Raw genomic sequence first — 22695 nt, 5'->3', positions numbered from 1 at the left:
TTTCAGTGGCCGCTACTTAATGAAATTATGTTACTATATGGAAGAGAGTATGACTAACTACAAAGTGAATATAAGAGGAATTCCTATATGATTAGCACTAATGAAAGAAAGCTGAAGAATTGGTTGAGAGATTCACCTATGGAGCTAGCTGATTTCGTGCAAATGTCCATTACTTTGGCGGAGATGGTGTACCTCGTACATCAACAGAATGCGTTTAGCGGAGGGTTGAGTCCTTCCAATATTAGAATCCGTTCCGATGCAAAGCTGGCGAAGTTAACTGAGAGTGTCGAGTTTGATGCTGCCTATCGATCTCCTGAGCAAACGGGTCGGATCAATCGTACACCGGACGGACGTAGCGATCTTTATGCGCTGGGCGTCATGTTCTATGAAATGCTAACCGGACAAATGCCGTTTCGGCCTCAAGGCGAGGAAGATTGGGCGAGTGTACATATTTCTGCGTCGCCGCATCCAATAAGCGAGCTCCGACCGGAATTGGAGGGTCCCCTTCAATCTATTATTGTGAAACTATTGTCCAAGTCACCTGTGGATCGATATCAAAGTGCTTACGGTTTGCTTTACGATCTGAAGCAGTGCGAGAGAATGCTAGAACAGAATGGGGATTTAATATCTTTTGAGATTGGTCACATCGATAAGGTCCGTACGTTCGTTATTCCTAACACATTATATGGACGTAATGATGAAATGAATCAACTAGAGGCTGGGCTTGAACTGGCTGCATCAGGAACAGCTACATTCAGATGGATTACAGGGCATGAAGGAAGCGGGAAGACGACCCTTGTTCATCGGTTTCAGTCATTAATTGAGAGAAGTGGTGGTAGGTTTGTTGAAGGGGAATGCGATTTCCTTCAACAAAGCGAGCCTTTTGGACCTATTCTTCAAGCGTTGCGGCAATGGATTAATCAAATATGGAGCGAGTCGGCCGTTACAATCACGACGTTAAAGAAACGGCTTAGTATTGTATTGGGACAAGAATCACGGACGATAACGGCGTTGTTACCTGAAGTCAAGACGCTGCTGGGTAATCCATCGGATGTTCCGTCTTTACTCGACACTGAAGTCGAGACACGTTTCGGAGAACTGTTACCTGACTTGATCCGTTGTTTTGCTGATATTAAGCCGCCGCTCGTCATGTTTATCGACAACCTTCAATGGGCTGACGTAGGCACGCTTGAGGTCCTTCGCACGCTTGCACTAGAGGAAGCGGTGCCAGGGCTGATGGTGATTGGCGCCTATCGGACGGAAACCGATCAAGATTCAGGCAAGGGGAACCATGAACAATTGCAAGTAGCCCATTGGCTTACCACGATACGTGTTCAAACAACGGAGCATATTGCCCTCCATTCTTTGTTGTATGAAGATGTGAGGCAGTATATCTCACACATTATGCATGAAGATACGGCACGCATCCGCTTGTTGGCAAGATCGGTGTATCATCAGACCGGAGGCAACCCCCATTCTCTGAGCCTTCTGCTGGAAAGCTGGCGGAGAGAAAGAAAGCTAAGCTACGATGAGAAACAGCATCAGTGGGTGTGGGATGCGGAAGTCATCCGACAATTAAGTGACTCGAAAGAAAGCCACCGGCTAATTGAGGCTGGATTTGCCCGGTTGCCGGAAGAGACGATGCGCCTTCTGGCGATCGCTGCCGTCATCGGTCCTTGCTTCCGTCTGTCCATTCTTGCTGAAGTAAGCCAGTGTACGCTCGAAGATACGCTTCGTCTGTTGCATGCGGCTGAAGTGGAAGGAATGATTTGCCACGAGGATGAAGCTGATCCCGGGAATAGCGGCGAAAGCATATATATGTTTCTGCACGATCAGGTACAGCGGATGGTCTATAGGATCTATGCGGAGCGGCACGCAGAATGGCATCTGAAGTTGGGTCGTCTGCTGCAGCGTACTCATCCGGAATGGGACAACGATGCGATGTTCGTAACGATCGATCATTTGAATCTGGGCATGGCGAAGATGACCAACAAAGAGATAGGGGAACTTGCAGAGCATAATCTTCGGGCGGGTATGAAAGCCCTAGCTAACGCATACTTCTCTGAAGCGAAGAGGTATTATGAAACCGGCTTGCGTCTTGTCGCAGGCGAAGAGATCCAGTCGGGCTCACTTATTTATCGGTTGATGCTGGTATTGGCCCAGTGCGAGTATATGTGCAGCAACATCGAACAGGCGAAAGCGCTTTTTCTAGAATTGAAACAACAGGACCGGAAGTTGAATCGGGCAGATCGTACGGGTCTCTTAACGCATCTTATTCAAATCAATACCTTTGACGAGAATGATATGGCTGTGCAGTTCGGAAGAGAGGCATTGGCGGAATTCGGATGGATGCTGCCGATCAGGGTATCCAAAACTACCCTGATTAAGGAAATTATGCACACCAAGATGTTTATGTATCGAATGCGCGATAAGCTTTATCAGGTTCCGCCTAACGACGATGAGGACTACAAAACACTAGCTGAACTGGTCGAGGCTCTTTTCTTCCCATTGCTTATGCACAACGCGGAATTGTTAATGGTATTGTATGCCAGATTTATTCGTTATGGATTAAATAAAGGTATCAATGAATCCTTAGTACGTATTATTGGTGTGTATGAATTGCTATTGCAGAGGGGACTTCCATCATTTGTTCAGAACATTCCCGTTACTAAGCTGGAGGTTTTGCAATCTACGTTACTTACAGAGACAGGATTGCCGTATCGGATCTCTTATATCATCGGAATGTCTAAGCAACTAGAGAATCCAGCTGAAGCTTCCGTCTATCTAGAAAATGCATTGCGTTGGGGAGTGGAGCGCGGTGATGCAATTTTTTCAAATCTGGCCGTGATTACATGCCTCATTACCCATAACGGAGACGTGAATACTTTATCCGAGTTGTTAACTTATATGGAAGACAAGCCACGACGGTACGCAGATGACAAGACACTTGAAATTATGCAGATTGCCAATGCGTATCGAGCGGCACTTCAAGATGAAATATTATTAGACAGTTATGTCGCCATTCCCATTCCGCAAAGTGAAGATCAGGAACAGGACAATGAAGACAACTACAGTTACGGCTGTAAGCTTGAAGTGGCTTATGTATTAGGGAAGTATCAAGAGGCGCTGTATTGGGCGAAGCGTGGAAGAGAAAATGAGCTGGGGCCGGATTGGGTGCGAATTCGCAAACAGCGCATGTACGAAACATTAACGTTAGTTGCTGTGTATCCCGGCGCATTCCCGGAAGAACGTAAGCGTATCCGGAGAATGGTACATAAACAATTGCGATTAATGGATAAGAGGAGAGGTTATCTCGGTGCCAATTCCTCGGCGTATTTACTCATCCAAGCGGAATGGAAAAAAATAAGCGGTGATGATTCAGGCGCGATGCAAGGATATATGGATGCAGTTAAGGTAGCAAGGACTGAAAAGCATGGGCTTATTGAGGGAATCATTTGCGAACGGCTTGCTATCTATTATCAAGAGATGGGAAGTCAAGCTGGAGCGACGATATCCATGATGGATGCGTCCATGGCTTATTCTGTCTGGGGAGTTACAGCTAAAGTTATACAAATCAGAACCGAACATGCCGATTTATTGAGGTATTCATCGAAGCAATTTGGGAGCGGGCCCTTCGATTTGAAGATCGAGAGCCAGAGTAAGGGCCTACCGCTGCAGAAAAAGGTAGAGGAAAGCGAGACTTCGGTTATGGAAGAGGAGCTTCTGCATCAGATTGTCAATTGGTCGAGTAAGCTGGATGACGCCAATTTGTTGGAGCGTTTCCTTGCAAATACACTTCGTCAAGCGGGTGCTGATCGAGGATTCGTAATCAGATATGAGGATGAAATCTATCACATCGAAGCTCAGACAGGAAGTACGTTACAGAGTGAAGGGTTCGGTTTGTATGCGGAAGGCGTATTGCGCCATGTACTTATGACGGGAGAACCGGTTGTGCTTGGCGATGCTATTCAAAGCTATTATATGAAGGACCCTTACATCCAATATCAGAGGCCACGATCGATCATCTGCATGCGGATGGTTATGCTGGGCAGCGAATTTCCTTATTTGTTGTATTTGGAAAATACGCATGTGTCAGACGTGTTTATAGAAAGGACTGTAAACGTACTTGAACTGATGATTACCAGGATGACTTACTTCAAGATGCTGGAAGACTCTACCGCAGCGGCTGAAGAGAGTGTTCAATCTGTTGCTGTGGGAACAGTGATGCAGATGCTGATCGAGCCACTGACGAATCGTGAGGTTGAAATATTAACTGCTGTGGCGGAGGGTTTATCCAATAAAGAAATTGCTGCTCGCTTCGGCATTGCCGAACCAACAGTAAAAACCCATGTCTCCAATATCTATGGCAAGCTGGGCGTAAAGCGGCGCGGGCAAGCTGTAGCTCGTGCTAGAGAGCTACAATTGCTTCCAAAGTAATCAAGTAGAAACGGCTATGCCGTCCTTTTCAAAGAGATTATGCTTCCGATGCTAGCGATACTTCGTATCACTTTAAGGTACCCGTTTAAGCGAAAATATAAGGAATAGAGTATCAAGAATCAATTTCATAATTACGCAACCCGATTTAGCTGCATCGGCGATTATGAAATTGATTCAAGTGAAACTTATACTTTCTTATATTTTGAAGAATGACCCTTTAGAATGTATGTTGGACCCCTCCAAACATTCTAAAGGGTTTTTTTATGCGCATAAAAGGGCAGCGCAAGCGAGCGTACATGTTTCGACAATTTTTGCGCGGTCTACTACTTTCGGATGATACGTTTTTTTCATAGAAGAACTATACTGTGGCTTATGTCGCGGTTGCGCTAAATCCAGTGAGAACAAAATCTATGTTCCTAATAGCAGCAGCAACAGCCTGCAAGCCGCATTGTCAAGGTTTCGCGATGGTAAGACGCTCGCACTGAAAGCATTCATTACGCGTGCGGAAATCGCGGTCATCGTCCAAAAGTTGCAGATGAAGTCTGATCTCATAGCTACAACATTCAATAGAGCACGGAGCCTAGAGCTTAACGAGAGAGGTGTGGTTAACTTGATGAATATATATAAATTGAAGAAAATAGTAGCTTGTTTATTAGTGTTCTTGTTGCTTGTGACAAGTTCGGGGATTTCTGCGTTTGCCGATTCTAATGGGGGGAGAGGTGGAATTGAACAAAGTGTTATGAATGACGAATTGATGCGGTTTTTAGAAAACGAATACGGCGTTGAAAACGCTACCTCGATGTTCCAAACGATTAATGATCTTGGTTTAGTCGATTCCAATGGTCAATTTATGAATCAACGCATCTATATAGATGGCACGGGTTACACCTTAGACGAGATCAAACTGATCCTCGCCGATGAAAACACTGATTTGACGAAGATAGCTGAAATTGACGGTGAACAGATCAGTCTGGACACACTCAAGAAGATTATTGACATTGAAGATCAGTTAGAAGCGTTAAAGCAAATGTATGCGACTCCCGATGACGTTTCGATTACACCAGAGCATCTGGATCAGCTTGATTCGCTCATCACGCAGGCTGGTAACGAAGGCTTAGGATTCTATGACGAAGAGGGCAATCCTCTGGGTGGCAATGATCATTATGAGCCCAATATCGAGGCAGCAGATGTTGCGCTTATGGCAACTGCTGTTGATGAGACTTATGAAGACGGAACGTATTTCCGTGTGGGAGGCGTTCTTGGGAAGACTGAAATTGAGGGTAAGACTTATGCTGTTTTGGAATTGACTTTCGGCGATAGCAGCATACATAGAGGCAAGCGCACGGCACCGATTTCTTTCGATTATGAACAAATAGAAGGGGCTCTGAAGTCCACTATTCAGGATATAGGCGGAACCAGATACGCTCCCGCCAAAGGCACGATAACCATCGAGCCTGGAGAATACAATAAAACAGTCAAGTGGTTATTTGATGCTGAACAATACTATGCAAATCCACAATTACCGGTGGACTACAAGCAACATGTTTGGGAAGGCTTTGCCAGAATGGACTACCTCCATTTTTATAATTATAAGAACCTTGATGGGATCCGTACAGATTTTTATTCACTTAGGGGTTCTAGCAGCAGTAATTCGTTTTTTTCTCATTCCTATGACGGAGGGGCGTATATATCCTATGGCCCCGGAATCCGAAAAGGGCAAGAAGTTAGGAATCCAGAAATGAATGGATTTTCTCCAGATTATTGGGATTTTTTCAGATATGCTGAGGGACAACGGTACGGGTATCCAAAGAAGCAATGGAATCCGGATAAATTAGAGATAGATCGTGTAGAGACTGCTCAAGGGATCTACACCACAGACCAAATGGTACCGATTACGGTTACCTATAATGACATCGTTACATTGAAAATGTTGGATTCTACTCCAGCTAATCATCCGCTTTTACAACTAAAGGGCAAGGATCTTGTTGCCACTCCCGTGGTTACAATTCCGGTGTATTCTAAAAACGGAGCTCAACAGCCAAACGGTAGTTATACTGGTTGGGGAAAAGCTGTGAGCAGCGGTTTGTCTTATATTTGGGGGTATCAAACGATCATCGGAAAGGATACTGTCCCAGACGATTTAAGCGTATTGCAATCAAGCGGCCATGGCGATCCGTACTATTACTATATGAATATACCCCGGCTAAACTTTAGTCTATACCAGCCATCAGTTGAAGCACAATGGGGCTACGCTGATAGAGTTTTGCCTGATATGGCTTGGGGGAAGCCCTTCAGTAATACGCCCGCTATTGTCATCATGCCCGCACGGTCTGACGCTTTTCAATCTTTAGTATTGGACAAATCGAGCTATGCCGTTGGCGATACAGCTATGGTGACGGTCAATCTGGATCATGAGAAGGGGAGGTCTGATTGGCTTAAAGATGGCGGCTGGGAGCCGGAAGACATTCGTAAGCGTCTTATCGTGTCGTTCGGCAATAAAACACAGGGGATTGTTGAGCTGCATACGAAGCTGGGTGGGGACGGACTTCCTATTGAACCACTAGTTCTTGAAGGGACTTACGAGATTACGGAAGATATCTATGATTTGATGAGTAACCGTAATCAAGTTGAAGGCAAGCTTAGAGCGAAAATTTATTATAATCGCAACCCACTCAGCAGCGGTGAGGATTTGGAGGGGTTTGGCCTATTGTCTGATATGTTTACTAATTTCACGGTTGACCAGATCAAATATATTCACCCTGACGACTTGACGATCACGTATCCGACAGCTTGGCCATCAGGTGAAAGTCATGTTGTATCGATAACTAACCCTGTTGCAACACAATTGGGATTTACCTACCCGCCTGATGCGACTTTTCGTACGTCCGATCAATTTGAATGGACAAGCAGCGATGAAACGGTCGCAACCATAAATGCGGATGGAACGATTGTTCCTAAACAATCTGGTATTGTGAAGTTCACCCTGATCGCCAAAAACAATGGAAAACTTACGCCACAAACTGAAATAACATCTGAAGAAATTGTAATTAACGCAGATGGACCAGCCATGGTAGTCGTACCTGATTTTGCAAACCGGGTGTATGTCCCCAAAAATAAAGATGCAAACATCGTTTGGACGACGAACGTGATGAGCAAGTACATAGAGCTTGCTCCAGCGGGCGATGATCCAGCGGACGCAAATTTTGAGATTGAATTGTATGAAGGCTTTTGGGAGAAAACAGAGCTTGCGGCACTAACCCCAATCCAGACATGGAAGGCGCCAGCAACAACGGAACTTATCAATGCAACCCATTTTGCCATCCCTAGACAATATATGAAGGATATTTCAAATGAAAGCACGCCAAGTTATACAGTTCGGATCAGTACCGGAAATCCGGAACACCCGACGAGAACGTTATCGGCGTTATCGTATGTCGTGGTAAATTCAGAAGCAGCCGTCATTAAGCTTGATAAATCCATGGGGCAATTTGTGACCGACGGGATTGGTTCCCTGGATTTACAATGGGATTTGGCTAACTTCGACCCTGTAAATAAAGGCGATTTCGATTTTAAAGTGACGAAGAACGGTACGCTTATTTCGGACAGCCTGATTACATTCGATCAAGCGACTGAAGAGTTTAGCAGCAGTCGCGCAACGGAAACGGGCGGTTCTTATAAGTTAGCGATTGATCCTGTAGCGGACAGCAAATCGATCAAAGATGTGTATGCGATCACGTTGGCCGCCAAAAACAGTTTGGATTCCACATGGTCATATGACTCCTTATATTTACAAGTGTATAAGAGTGATGCGCTTCATATTCAAATCGACGGACAATCAAGAGAAACGCATACGATGAGTAACGTCGCAACAATAAGAAACATGACCAATGATCAACGAGTTGCCTTGAAACGGGATATTAGTTTGAAGAATGAAATGAGTATCAACAACAAGGATTACACTGATATAAGAGAATTAACCGATCAGATCAAATGGAAATCAAGCAATCTTGAGGCAGGCATTATCAATTTCATGAGCGGTGGCATCATCGCAGATGTTGAGAAGTTCGCCTACTCTTCTTACCAGCCGAAACACAGCTTCACACTGTCCGGAATGGGGGATGGTGAGACGACTATTACGGCTATTCACGCCAAAACAGGCATAGAAGCGAAGCTGGATGTAAGCGTTGAAACGTTGAAGGATAAGCTGTACTTATTTCAATTTTATCCCAAGACCAGCACAACGATCGTTTATACGGATAAAAAGGGCGAAGAACGCTCGATTAGCAGCAATGCGAAAGGTGAATTAGCACTCTTCGATGAGAATGGTATTGCCAGCGATGTCTTTGTGACTTCGAAGTTTAATAACACGACCTATACGGGTGTGCTAAGCCAAAAAACATTATTAAGTAAAGAAAAAGACCCGGCAACCCTGGAGCTTTATCCGATCAATATTTTGCAGCTTCGTCAATTGTCGAAAGTGGAGATCTTCTTCAAGACGCCGGACGGCACCCCTTATATGGGCGAGGTCACGTATCGCGGCGGTGTATATAAGAACGGACATTACGCTGAAGCTACAGAAATTGGGGGTCAAGGCGTTACCCAGAGGTTAGGGCCAAAAGGGAAGCTTGAAGTTATTTTCGATACAACGGATTTCTATTCCAAGGAAGCTGGCGAGAATAACGCTGCGACGCTGTCAGCGAAGGATCAGATTGAGATCGTCTTTGAATTTATGTTTGAACGAGATGAGTATTCGCCGCAGATGCTTATACTGGACGGCAATTCCAATGCGGTCGATATGATTGCGTTCGGGGAGAAAATATCCACGCTCATCGCCCATAAGGCGTCAGAGAAGTCGCCCGTAATGGTCAATCAATACGTTGTGAGTGACAAGGATCATTATAGAATACCGATCCTGACATATGACGGCAGCTTCGGCCCGAGCAATCAGGTTCCGAGTGTGAAGCTGACGACTGAATTCATGTGGTGGGGAGAGAAAGTGGGCGATGAAGCCTTTGCGGAACTGCTGAATGAAGTTGGATCTGCTCCACAAGGACAGTCGTATCAAACGGTCAAATATCCGTTCTCTGATGCGATAATTACGCGTCATGAACAAGTGCTGAATCAAGATACGATCTGGCTGGAGCAAGCCAAATCGGGTTCGATCAATTTCAGGCTGTATGATCAACCGGACAGTTTCAGAAAAAGCTATACATCTGCTGCTACTGTCGTCAACATGATCGGGGTTAAAGCCATAAACAGTGGGGATCTGAGCAAGATGGTCCGGGATCTGAAGGAAGATATGGAGAAAGCTAACGGCAGTACCGAGAATCCCGTTGACATTGACGAGATGGTGAAGGAGTCATTATCGCTGATGGATAAGCTTAGGCTGGACGTGGGGCCTCTGTCCATGCGTGTCATTCCGACAGTTGATCCGATGGTTTACAGAACGATCATATCGGCGTCACTCGGCAATATGCCAACGATCGATGACGATAATACAAGCGGAGGTTCAGGCAAGGTCGAATTTCTTCAGACCCGAGACTCGTCCTTCGTACCCGGCTTGGGCGATGGCAAAAGTGTAGCCAAAGGCACTTATTTGGCGGAGCAGAAGAAGGAGTATAAGAACAGTCAAAAATCAAATTCAGACGGCAGCGTACTATTCTCTGCCGGCGGGTACTATGTGGGCGAAATTCGCTACAATGTTGAGAGCCGTCAATGGGAGACGGTCGTGCTGGGCGGTGGCTTCCATGCTGGCGGCGGATTTGAGTTCACGCAAAACTGGAATGTGATGGCAAGTTATGTTCCCTTGACTTTTTCCCTTACGGTCGGCGGTGGAGTTGAAGTTGATTTTAAAGCTTCGGTGCTATTCGACCAATTGCCGGGCAGTGATTGGAAAGATCCGGAGCTTACCAGCGTCAATGATTATTTGACATCGCTTCGCATCATCGCTTACGTCGAATTATTCGGAGGTATCGGTTTTGACTACTCGATCATTGCGGCGAAAATTGGTGTGTTCGGACGCGTTACGATTGAAAATACGAGTACGTGGCTAAACAGGGAATACCTGGCCAGTGTTAATGACACTATGTACGGCAATAAGCTTAAGTTGGAAGGGATCGCCGGCATCAAGGTCGTGTTGAAGTTCTTATTTATCTCGATCGAGCACGATTTCGCAACCCTGCGGTATAGTCGTTCATGGGTGTATGATAATTGGAGTGAAATTCAAAGTTATTGGAGTAGGTATGGCGTGTCGCCATTAACCGCGGCCAATGTCGACACAGCCATCGCAGCTTATATGCACAGCATCGGCGAAGAGGACATGCATGTGCTGGAATCGAAGACGATGGAAGACCGGAATTATCTGTCCGAGTATGATCGCGCCTGGCATGTCTCGTCTTCGTTGAAGGCCAGAAGTCTTGATCCGGTCAATGAGGCTCCTGCAGCCTTGCAGACGAATGCTTATCCGTACGCCAATCCGCAAGTAGCACAGGACGGCTCGATGTTTGTTTATCTTTCGGACGGTAACAGCACAGCAATCGAAGATACGGTCGCTTCCTGGGCGGTGAAGAGCGGCAATACTTACCTTGATAAGGGTCCAATTACGACGGATAAAGGCTATGGAGATACTGGCTTGCAGGTGGCTGGGGAAGGCAATCTGATCGCGGCGGTATGGGTGAGGCAGCAAGAGAAGATTGACAAAGCCGCAGGCGAAGAAGTTACGAATGAAGACATTGTGCTGATGAACAACAGCGCCGAAATTATGGCTTCGATTTATAATGGGACCGAGTGGACGACGCATCGACTGACGGACAACAAGAGTCCCGATCTCGCGCCTGTCGTGGCGGTAAACGATGGAAAAGTGTTCGTCGCTTATCGCAGTGTCTCATCGTCGAGTGTCGATAATCCGCTTGATTTCTCAGAATCGGACAACATTGTGTATACGGGTTACGATACGGCAATGGGGCTGTGGAGCGATGTAGAGACGCTGTACAACGGGACGAACGGCACCGTTATGGGCCTCGCAGCGGAGATGCTGGGCGACGGCACGGCTGCGGTTATGTATAGTGTGAATCAAGGCAATGTCAACGGAATGTCTGCCGTAGACAACGTTGCCGGCACAGATAATGAAATTATTTATGCTGTGGTGAATACGGAATTGGATGGCGCACCTACATCGAAAGGCTGGCAGACGAAGGGGATCGTCAAGAACTTGCAGGTCACCAGTGGTCGCAATGCCGATGATCGCAATGCTAACGAGAACCCGCAGTTGACGAGAGCATCCTTCGCGGATAACGTTGAACGGTTCGTTCTTGCCTGGCATACGACCGGTAAGGATACAGGCGTCCTGGAGCAAGATATTAAGCTGCTGGCGATCAACCCGGACGGTGAAGTCTATCCCGATTTTATCGAAAGCTTGAATGTGTTAGGTACTTATAACGACATAAAAATTAATCCGAACTTCACGTTTGTGAAAATGAAGAACGACTTTAACCAAATTGATCATCTCTCCATTATGTGGAAAGAGGCGGAGACGGACATCAGTCCGACAGCTATTACGACTCGCGATGTTCTGAAGGCTGTGAAATTCGGAACGGACGGGCAGGAGTTGTATCTGTCCGGCGTGATTGATGTAGCTGAGATGCCAGATTTTACGGAAATTGATACGGTCGACGCTTATGTGAACAATCCGGATGGCACGGAGATCAAAGCGCTGATTCTTGGAACCACGTATACGACGGATACGCAGGTTGTCGGCAGTATTACACCGAAGAACGGGAATGGAGCCGGGGACGACATCCCGATCCATGTGTCTAAAACGGTGAGTGCTATGTACACCGCAACGGAAACATACAGAAATAAGTTTAATGCGGATGAAATTATATTGACGCCCACCGATATCGTGAGCGGATATGATATGCCGATCCAGTTCAGTCTCGTGAATCAGGGGTTAAGTCGGATCGATTCGGTTACGATCGATGTCGACGGACAGACGACATCGCACAGCGGGCTGGACTTGTTCCCGAACAGCATCAAGGTGCTGACTGCTCCTTACGCCGTTCCTGCTGCCATAACGGATATTGCGTATTCGGTGAACGTTGTCTTCGCAGATGGCGAAACCATATCAAAGGGCGGTAAGCTGAAGCTGGACATCCCGGATGTGGGGATATCTCCGGTTCGTATCGTTGAGGAAGAAGGCGGCAAGCGCATCCTGTCCGTTCCGCTCTACAACAAGAACGATACGACGCTTGCGGGCAAAGGCAGAGTCGTCAAGCTGGGTCTGTACCGAGATATGGTGTATACCGACGATAATTTAATCAATCCTGTGGTCACCATTGCGAGTGACGATGAGTTGAATTTGATCGATAATGGCGCGTATGTCCATCATATCGAATTGGATATGCAAGATTATCTGAAGACGCTTGGCTTGACCGAAATACCCGACAAAGGGCTCTCGATTTATTTGCACAGTTGGGTGGAGGAAGCCAATGGGGATGTGGTAACTGAATTCGACGAATCCAATAACGATACTAGATTCGTGTTCGAGAATCTTGCCGTGAAGCACAACAATACCAACATTCTGCTGACGCTGGAGCAGACGAACACTGCCGCCAACACGGCTGTTGAGCTGACGATGCAAAATATGAATATGGTCCCTGTGGCGTCGGGCAATGTACTGCTGAATTTGCTGGACAGTAGCGGCGCAATTGTCGAGAGTCGATACCTTGCAACCAACGGCTCGCAATTGTTGGCTTTCTCGGCGGAAGAGAGAAAGACGGAAACTGTACAGTTCAGTCAAACCGGCAACAGCGTTCAGACGATGTTCTTCCAGGAATCTGCGGATGTGCTGGATTCGACATTAAGCAACGTGACGTTAAGCGGCGTTAAGGTGGACTTTGACGGCAACATAACGGTGTATAATCTTCAATCGAATGACTTGAAGCGTACACAGCTTTTGGCGACAGCGGCAAACAGCAAGGCAACGGTTTCTCTCGTCGATCGAGCTGGAAAGGTAATCCTTTCAAACAAGGGATTTGTTTCAGTGGATCAAAGCTTATTGAAGTCGCCAAATGGCGCATTAAATGAATTTGCGATTCAAGTTGAGCCTGAGAGCGAATCAGGAACAGCAACGGACTATAAATTTGCCATTACGAATTCCGAAACCTCGCAGCCTAGTCTTGAACTTAGGGTTAAGGGTACCCCAAATCAGGATGGAACGTATAGCGGTGCTGTCGAAGTGGCACTGTCACCCTATGATGTGAGCGGTTTTGCGATTAGCAAAGCGCTTTACAAAGTCAATGATGGCAATTGGACAGAAGCAGCCTTCGACGGTAAAGCGGAACAAGCACTGACAACCCTTTCGGATATGGGAGATTATACGGTTGCGGCTAAAGTGTTATTAGCCTCAGGGTTAGAACATAATCTCGACACTGTAACACTCGAAATTGGGAAGTCGCTAGTCATCATCCCTGAACCGCTAGAGCTCGTTGCCAAAGGGATGAAAAATCAAGATGGAACCTATCAGGGTGATGTTGATCTCTGGTTGTCCCCATACGCTACACCTGGACTTACGATTTCCAAAGTGCAATATGAAGTGAATGGTAGCGGGTGGCAAGAAGCAACTTTTGACGGAACACGTGAAATCAAGCTTGATACCCGTTCGGATTCAGGGAAATACACTATCAAAGTTAAACTTGAGTTTACAACTGGGGAAAAAGTTGAGGGCGAATTGAAATTTGAAATTGCCAAACAAACGGATCCTGAAGAGCCAGACCCAGGTGAACCTGATCCAGGAAATCCCGACCCGGTAAAGCCTGACCCAGGAAATCCAGGCCCTGGAAATACTGATGAGGGCGTAGATGGCAACAATAACGATCAAGTAACTCCACCAACAAAAGATGTTCCGACAGGTGTCATTAGGTTACGGGATGGAAAAGGAAACCTGCTCGTTGATCTGCTTGCTTCACAAATGGATGGAAAGAAAAAGACAACGCCTGTTAATATGAACAACCAAGAGGAAGTCAACTTGCAGACTACTGTTCAAACGCTCAAAGACCTTTATGCCAAAAATAAAGATGGCGAATTATTGATTACATTCAAATCAGGCACATACACATTGCCATTTGACATTGTAACTAGAATGAACGGCATGGAAGGGAAATTAGCAGGAAAGGACTTGAACAGAATCATCGTGACGCTTGCGATTAACAAACTGACGGGTCAATCCAAGCAGGAAGTAGAACAAGCGTTTAAAGCCAAATTTCCATTAGGGAAAATGGTCAGTGATTTATCCAGCATCAAGCTCACTATTTCTGAGCGCGGTAACGCTGTTGTGAAGGATATAGCTGGAATTGATCTGAACAACTATGCTAACCTAACACTTCATACTGGGCAAAAAGGAAATGCTGTCTTACAATATGCGAATAAAGGATTCTCGTTTGTACCTGCGAAGTTTACAAATGAAGTGGCAACCGCACAAACCCAAAGTCAAGGCATCTTCGTCGTCGTGAACAACAATGTCACGTTCTCAGACATTAGCGGTCATTGGGGAGAACAGTATATTAATCAGAGTGCCAATCATTCGCTTGTTGACGGGATGGGGAACGGGAAGTTCGCTCCAAATATAAACGTAACACGCGCGCAATTTGTGCAGATGATCGTCAACAGCTTAAACCTTCATGGTGATAGTGATAGTATCGGAAAGCCTTATAATGATATTGCCACAGAGACTTGGTATTATGAAGCGATCAATCAGGCGAAACAAGCTGGTTTGTTAACGAAGTTCGCGAATGGCCAGTTTGAACCAACCAAACCGATTACAAGAGAAGAGATGACGTTGATTCTAGCGGTCGCATTACGAAAAAATGATGTCGTTGTTAAAAAATCTGAACGTAAGATGGAAGATGTCTTTAAAGATACGAACCTGATGAGCAAGATGTTCGTCTCAGATATTGAAATGCTGTTCAATGCTAACATTATGGACGGCATGGGGAATGGTAAGTTTGATCCCCAAGGTGTGGTAACACGAGCACAGGCAGCAAGTGTGATGATAAAAATGTTACAAGTTTCAAACTTCATTGACTAATCACCGCAATAGTACCGAATTTACAATGGACGCCTATTCCCCTTATTCGGGAGAACGGGCGTTTTTTTCTTATATAGGTTGTAATCTTGAATTCAGTCGGTCCGAGAGTATGCTTTCGAAGGTTGTTTCCTTCGGAAACAATTCAGGTGCGATGCAAGGATATATGGATGCAGTTAAGATAACAAGGGCTGAAAGGCATGGGTTTATTGAGGGGATGATTTGCGAACGGCTTGCTGTCTATTATCAAGAGATGTGTAGTCAAGCGGGTGTTGATCGGGGATTCGTATTCAGATATGAGGATGAAATATTTCAAGTTGAAGCTCAGCATTATTTCTTTGCTATCGAATCAATCTGTTTTGGAGGGGGATGAACCGGTATCCAGAGGGCGAGGCCGTTTATCTTTCGACAAACGTTTCGCAAAGAAAATGAACATCAACAAGGAAAATACGACTGACACGGCGCTGACCGTGAACAATACCTGGTAACTCGTGTGCTGGGAAACCCAGCCTAGCATGATCGCACCCAGCCCAATACCGAGATCGGTAGCAGTCGAAAAAGAAGCATTGGCCACACCTATACGTTCTGGACCGACAAGACGTATCGTTGCCGCTTGAAGTGCAGGCTGCGCGGAACCGAAACCAATACCGTACATAACCGCCGAAATGATCACGCCGAACAAATGGGTCGAGAAACTCAAAACAACCAAAGCCAAAATCGTAATCACTAGTGCAGGTATAATGACAAACTTCTCACTATACCGGTCTGAAAGTTTTCCCGCAAAGGGACGGATTAGGACAAGCGTGGCTGCATAAATCAGAAAAAATGTACCGGAATTGACCTTGATCGAGTCGGCAAACAGCGGTACAAAGGTAGTAATGCCCCCATAAGCGATAAATAGCAAAAAGATGGATGCCATAACAGGCAAGACAGACTTTTCAAAAAGTTCAATTTTCCTTACACCCGTATGAGGCTTGAAGGGTACTTTTGCACCGAACGTTAAGAACAGTGATGCGGTAGAGAGGACGACTGCAAATAGAAATAGAGAATGATACGAGAGGTTCTCTGTAACCCATAGACCGAACATCGGACCAATTGCCATAGCTAAAGTCATAGCCATCCCAGACCATCCGAGACCTTCTCCACGACGAGTGGACGGAATCAAATCCGTAACCGTGGTGAGAATGGCGGTTGTGCAAACTGCCCAGGTCATCCCGTGCAATATTCTGAGCACCATCAAACCGCCGATTCCACCGATTAAGTTATACATATACATCGCCACGGCAAAAAGAAGTAGGCCCCAGACGATAAACGGACGCCTGCCGAACCGGTCTAGCAGCCAGCCGACGAACGGGCGAAGAATGACGGATGACAGCATAAAAGCCCCCATCGCCAGACCGACCTGTGATTCGTTGCCGCCCATTTGTTTGATAAATAGAGGCAACGTTGGATACAACATATAAAATGAAGTAAATAGGAAAAACATCCCTATGATCATAAGAATATACGACTTTGTCCATAAGCGTTCCATGATTCATACCTCCTTTAACTAAAACCAATAATTGGGTGAGGTACATAAGGCTCTTCTAGGGACATAATTTCTTCAAGTGTTAATTTAATGGATAGAGCACCTACGGCATCTTCGAGATGAGACATTTTCGTAGCACCGATAATAGGAGCTGTTACTGGTTCTTTCTGCAGCAACCAGGCAAGTGCGATATGAATACGGGGAACGCCACGTTGTTCAGCGAGTGCAGCTACCCGATCCACAACCAATCGATCTGCATTAGCAGTCGCATCATATTTAGATTTTTGAATGTGATCGGTTTCGGAACGATGAGTTATTTCTGCCCAATCACGAGTTAATCTTCCTGATGCAAGCGGGCTATAAGGGATAACACCGATTTTCTCCTCCTTACAAAGAGGCAGCATTTCCCGTTCCTCTTCACGGTAAATGAGGTTTAAATGATTCTGCATGGACACAAAACGAGTCCATCCATTTCTCTCCGCTACATGTAATGCCTTTTGGAACTGCCATGCGTACATGGCAGAAGCGCCAATGTATCTTGCCTTCCCCGCCTTGACAACATCATGCAATGCTTCCATCGTTTCTTCGATAGGCGTGTTGTAATCCCAGCGATGGATTTGATAAAGGTCTACATAATCGGTTCCAAGTCTTTGCAGACTCTTATCGATTTCACTCATAATTGTCTTTCGGGACAGACCAGCACCGTTTGGACCTTCATGCATTCGGAAATGAACCTTTGTTGCGAGTACAATTTCATCACGATTGGCATAATCCTTTAGAGCACGTCCAATAATTTCCTCGCTAGTTCCGTCTGAATATACATTTGCTGTATCGAAAAAATTGATACCAAGCTCAAGCGCTTTTTTAATAATAGGACGACTGCGCTCTTCATCGAGGACCCATGGATGAGTCCATCTCTCTGCTACACCAAAACTCATACAGCCTAGACAAAGCTTGGATACATCCAATCCTGTATTTCCTAGTTTTACATATTCCATTTGATTATATCTCCTTTTCATTTACGATCTATTTCGATGATAGTTGTTGTTTACTGTCATGTATGTACTCTAATTATGCAATAAATGAAAAAGAAACGGTTATCCTATTCGTATTAAATGATTGCCTAATCCTCTCACAACTACTTACGTAATCGACGAATATGCAATAGAATGAAACTATCAAAGATGAAGGAAATGAGGAGAATCTCATATGTCTGAGCGTATATATAAACAGCAGCATGAACTTGGAAAGCTTATTGAGCGTTATTCAGAGCAGGATGGTGTTCATCCAACGGCTATTCCGTCTTTATTTATCATCCAAGAATCTATTATTAGCGAACCAGTATATAGAGTTAACGAGCCATCCTTTTGCATTATTGTTCAAGGTGAGAAGGAGGTATTGCTGGCACAGGATCGATTTAGATATGGTCCTTCAGATTATATTGTTGCGTCTGTTGGTTTACCGGTTATGGGGCAAGTGATAAAAGCTTCTCCTGACGCTCCGTATTTGGCTTTTAAACTTGAATTTACACCGAGTCAAATTTTAGATGTTTTAAGTGATTCTGAAATTCTAGTTGGATCGAAAAAAAATGCGAAACGGGCTATGTTTATTAGCAAAGTGGAGCCATCTCTGTTAGATGCAGTAGTCAGGTTAGCTTGTTTGCTAGACAATCCGGAAGATATCCCTGTACTAGCTCCATTAATCACGAAGGAAATTCTCTATAGGATTCTACAAGGTCCGCATGGGGATGCGCTGGAACAAATGGCAATAGAGGGTAGTTATGGCTATCGAATCAGAGACGTCATGGAACATATCATACATAACTATGATAGATCTTTTCGAATTGAGGAACTTGCGGAAATAGCGAACATGAGTGTTGCTTCGATTCATAGGCACTTCAAAGAGATCACGGCGATGAGCCCGATTCAGTTTCAAAAAAAATTGAGACTGCAGGAAGCTAGGCGCCTATTATTATCCGAGTCAACAGATGCCGCAGATGTCGCATTCCGAGTAGGCTACGAAAGTCCATCGCAATTCAGTCGTGAATATTCCCGCATGTTTGGTTTGCCGCCTAGAGAAGATATAAATCGTCTGATGAAGAAGAGAATTACCGGCAATATCATTTGATAAAGCGTCTTGTTCTATTTGATGCCGAAATGAGGTCAATATTTTACTACTCCAAGCATAGATATTCAGATTGTAGTTCCCTTCATTAATCTCTAAAATAGACTTCAACAGTAAATTCTGATTTAGCCGATTGAATGGGGCGCTGATATTGAAGCGCAATACAACATGATTGGATAAGGAGAGGAGTAGGAGGATATTATGGGTATCTATTATGATGACAGCCACAAGGTGTTTCATTTAAAGTCTGAGGATTCCAGCTATATTATTGAAAACGTTAAAGGTGATATTCCAGCCCATGTCTATTGGGGACCTAAACTGGGGGGAAGAGAATTTCAGCATCGACTGAACTTGGTGGAACGTTGCTCCTTCAGCCCGAACTATTTGTTGGAGGACAAAAATATCTCCCTCGACACTCTTCCGAACGAATTTCCCTCTTATGGTAATGGGGATTTCCGGGAGCCTGCGCTTGAGGTTCATCTGGTAGATGGTACGACAGTTACAGATTTTCGTTATGTAAGCCATACGATAAACAAAGGTAAACCTGAGCTAAAGGGATTACCTTCCACCTATGTTGAAAGTGAAGAAGAAGCAGAGACACTGGAAATTCTTCTTCAAGATGAGAAAACTGGACTGAATGCTGTTCTGATCTACACCGTATTTAATGATCAGGATGTTATAACACGTTCCGTGCGGATTGAGAATATAGGTCAGGACAATGTGGTTCTGAAACGTGTATTAAGCGCCAACGTCGACTTCCATCATTCGGATTATGACATGCTGCAATTATCCGGTACTTGGACGAGAGAACGCCATATTCACAAAAGACCACTCATACCTGGCATCCACCGGATTGACAGTAAACGCGGCTCTAGCAGCCATCAGCAGAATCCATTTATGGCTTTGCTTGCAAAGGATGCAACAGAGGATAACGGCGAAGTATATGGGTTCAGTCTTGTATACAGCGGAAGCTTTCTTGCGCAAGCGGAAGTGGATCAATACGGAATGTCCAGAGTGGGCATTGGCCTTCAACCCTTTAATTTTCAGTGGCTGCTTGAACCGGGCGAATCTTTTCAGGCCCCTGAAGCTGTGCTGGTAAGATCTAGTCAAGGGTTGGGAGGACTATCAAGAACCTATCACCGTCTATATCGGACCCGTCTGTGCAGAGGCGAATTCCGCGATCGTAAGCGGCCTATTCTAATCAACAACTGGGAAGCAACCTATTTTAATTTCAACGCAGATAAAATCAAAGAAATTGCCCATGCAGGTAAAGAGCTCGGTTTGGAGCTGTTTGTACTGGATGACGGCTGGTTTGGGAAACGAGACAATGACGATAGCTCCCTGGGAGATTGGGTAGAGGACCGTCGCAAGCTTCCTGAAGGTCTCGGAAAGCTAGGGGAAGACATCACGGCAATGGGGATGGAGTTCGGATTATGGTTCGAACCGGAAATGGTATCCCCTGAAAGTGATCTTTACCGTAAGCATCCAGATTGGTGTCTTCATGTACCAGGTCATAAAAGATCGTTGGCTCGTCAGCAGCTGGTTCTGGATTTGTCCCGTAAGGATGTATGCGATTATATTGTTGATTCGGTCAGCTCCGTGCTGTCATCGGCGCCGATTACTTATGTGAAATGGGATATGAACCGGAATATGACGGAGATCGGGTCAGCTTTACTCCCTCCGGAACGTCAACGTGAAACGGGACACCGTTATATACTTGGACTTTACGATGTGATGGAGCGTATTGTTTCCCGCTTTCCTCATATTCTATTTGAGAGCTGCTCCGGCGGCGGCGGACGATTTGATCCGGGAATGCTGTACTATATGCCACAGACCTGGACCAGCGACGATACGGATGCGGTTGAAAGATTGAAGATCCAATATGGAACAAGCATTGTGTATCCAGCGAGTTCAATGGGAGCCCACGTGTCGGCTGTTCCTAACCATCAGGTGCAACGCATAACTCCTTTGGAAACGCGTGGTCATGTCGCTATGTCCGGTAATTTTGGCTACGAACTGGATCTGACCAAGCTATCTGAAGCTGAACGCGAGGATATCCGGAATCAGGTTGCAGAGTACAAGGAACTGAGAATGCTGATTCAGTACGGAGATTTCTATCGAATACTTAGTCCATTTGAGGGTAACGAGACGGCTTGGATGTTTGTGTCGGATGATAAAAAAGAAGCTTTTGCCACTTACTTCAGAGTTCTTGCCGAGCCTAATCCGCCCCTACGCAGATTGCGTCTGAAGGGACTTGATCCTGTTAAGTCGTATAGACTTCAGCATAACGGCGAGGTATACAGGGGAGATGAACTCATGCACTTCGGACTCACACTTCCACAGCGTGAGGGTGATTTCAGAAGTCTGCTCTTCGTACTTAAAGAGATTTGATAACCAAAGGAGCAAGCCAGTGGCTTGCTCCTTTTCTTTTTAGTATTGCATGAGTAGGAAGACAACGCTTCGGATATCAGTTCTCAAAAAACACATGCTTGGCCAAAAACTCTAAATCCTGCTGCCTATAAGCTAGAGGACTGACCCCAAAATAGGAACGGAACACCTTTCCGAAATAACTGGCATTATCAAATCCGGTTTCAGTGGCGATCTGGCTGATAGGCAAATCTGTTGTTTTAAGTTTAGAAGCTGCCGACTCAATCCGTCTCCTTCTCAGAAACTCAAAGGGAGAAAGATGGATGTTCTTCTGAAATAATCTGCAAAGATGATGTTTGGAAACTTCGAGATGAGCCGCAACATCATCCAAGCTCAAGTTATTATCGGGCAAATTGTCCTTCATAAATTGTATAGCGGTAAGAAGCTTTTCATTCTTAATCGAGGTGCTTAATAAGTTCGGTTTCTTAAGGTGTTTTTCCATTGATAAAATCCATTGAAAAACTTTTGCCGTTATAACATGCAAATCCCTTTCTTCATGAACCTGCACATCTTTAAAAATACTCCACAATAAATCAATCGGAACGGATTCCTGAGGGAGCTGGATAACCGGACCGGAATGCGCGATGAGCTGATCCCAGAGTGGAATCGCTAAAGGGCCACGCACATTCAACCATATGAATTCCCAAGGCTCTGTGCCAGCTTCCGGATAATAATATTTGTGCATACTGGGTATAGTCACTAAGAAAGCACTGCCCCTTGTTAATCGATGAACCATTCCATCTATTTCAATTCTACCTTCTCCAGATAGTGTATATTGGAAGATAACATTATTTGTCTCCGGACGGGTCTGGCCGTTGAATGAATAGACAGGAGCCTCCGCTTGTTCCCAGCCGATAGAATCAAACAGAAGGATGGAGGCTTGTTCTTCCGAGCGAAAGGTGTAGGAGGAGCGCAACATGAGCAGGTTCCTTTCCAAGAATAATTTATAAATACAGATCAATAAATTACTAACCGTAATTCACTTCATTCAAAGTGTAAACTCTTTTGTTTATGTTTTCAATACAGGGTAACTCTCAATATTAAACATAAAGATCCCATCTTCACAATAGCACATACGTTTTGTTTTTCGGATGAGTTT

General features: G+C 45.3%; 8 protein-coding genes. 5 read left to right on the top strand and 3 right to left on the bottom strand.

What is annotated here, in order from left to right:
* The first annotated feature begins 87 nt into the window (after nt 1-87).
* The 3 genes from ACP8HI_RS17760 (at nt 88) to ACP8HI_RS17750 (ending at nt 15890) form a co-directional block, all read left to right on the top strand.
* The gene (locus ACP8HI_RS17760) at nt 88-4437 is read left to right on the top strand and encodes an AAA family ATPase (RefSeq protein ID WP_438347514.1); all 4350 of its coding nucleotides are present in this window, start codon (nt 88-90) and stop codon (nt 4435-4437) included.
* Between the two features lie 448 nt (nt 4438-4885).
* On the top strand, nt 4886-15520 hold the full coding sequence (locus ACP8HI_RS17755) for an S-layer homology domain-containing protein (protein WP_438347513.1): 10635 nt from the start codon (nt 4886-4888) through the stop codon (nt 15518-15520).
* A complete protein-coding gene (locus ACP8HI_RS17750; protein WP_438347512.1) occupies nt 15513-15890 on the top strand; it encodes a hypothetical protein in 378 nt (125 codons plus the stop codon). Before ACP8HI_RS17755 ends, ACP8HI_RS17750 begins: the two co-directional genes overlap by 8 nt.
* Here the strand turns inward: ACP8HI_RS17750 and ACP8HI_RS17745 are convergent.
* Nucleotides 15867-17048 (bottom strand): MFS transporter, encoded by a 1182-nt coding sequence (locus ACP8HI_RS17745; protein WP_438347511.1) that lies wholly within the window; start codon nt 17046-17048, stop codon nt 15867-15869. The two genes, ACP8HI_RS17750 and ACP8HI_RS17745, sit on opposite strands and share 24 nt — an antisense overlap.
* Nucleotides 17049-17062: 14 nt before the next feature.
* Nucleotides 17063-18043, bottom strand: coding sequence for an aldo/keto reductase (locus tag ACP8HI_RS17740; RefSeq protein WP_438347510.1), 981 nt, complete (start codon nt 18041-18043; stop codon nt 17063-17065).
* Between the two features lie 211 nt (nt 18044-18254).
* Between ACP8HI_RS17740 and ACP8HI_RS17735 the strand changes: the two genes are divergently transcribed.
* Both ACP8HI_RS17735 and ACP8HI_RS17730 read left to right on the top strand, forming a co-directional pair.
* A complete protein-coding gene (locus tag ACP8HI_RS17735) occupies nt 18255-19172 on the top strand; it encodes an AraC family transcriptional regulator N-terminal domain-containing protein (protein ID WP_438347509.1) in 918 nt (305 codons plus the stop codon).
* 198 nt (nt 19173-19370) lie between these two features.
* Nucleotides 19371-21560 carry an alpha-galactosidase gene (locus ACP8HI_RS17730; protein WP_438347508.1) on the top strand — a complete coding sequence of 730 codons (2190 nt, stop codon included), beginning with the start codon at nt 19371-19373 and terminating at the stop codon, nt 21558-21560.
* A 76-nt stretch (nt 21561-21636) separates the two neighbouring features.
* Here ACP8HI_RS17730 and ACP8HI_RS17725 read toward each other — a convergent pair whose 3' ends face one another.
* The gene (locus tag ACP8HI_RS17725) at nt 21637-22533 is read right to left on the bottom strand and encodes an AraC family transcriptional regulator (RefSeq protein ID WP_438347507.1); all 897 of its coding nucleotides are present in this window, start codon (nt 22531-22533) and stop codon (nt 21637-21639) included.
* Nucleotides 22534-22695: the final 162 nt, after the last annotated feature.

The sequence above is a fragment of the Paenibacillus sp. FA6 genome (genome assembly GCF_051550225.1).
Lineage (GTDB): Bacteria > Bacillota > Bacilli > Paenibacillales > Paenibacillaceae > Paenibacillus_AQ.
Note: the sequence above shows the minus strand (reverse complement) of the source record. Positions and strands in the feature narration are given on the sequence as shown.

Excerpts from the sequence above, each read along its gene's own strand:
- ACP8HI_RS17730 (WP_438347508.1), top strand. The coding sequence starts at position 19,371 with ATGGGTATCTATTATGATGACAGCCACAAGGTGTTTCATTTAAAGTCT.
- ACP8HI_RS17745 (WP_438347511.1), bottom strand. The coding sequence starts at position 17,048 with ATGGAACGCTTATGGACAAAGTCGTATATTCTTATGATCATAGGGATG.
- ACP8HI_RS17740 (WP_438347510.1), bottom strand. The coding sequence starts at position 18,043 with ATGGAATATGTAAAACTAGGAAATACAGGATTGGATGTATCCAAGCTT.
- ACP8HI_RS17760 (WP_438347514.1), top strand. The coding sequence starts at position 88 with ATGATTAGCACTAATGAAAGAAAGCTGAAGAATTGGTTGAGAGATTCA.
- ACP8HI_RS17735 (WP_438347509.1), top strand. The coding sequence starts at position 18,255 with ATGTCTGAGCGTATATATAAACAGCAGCATGAACTTGGAAAGCTTATT.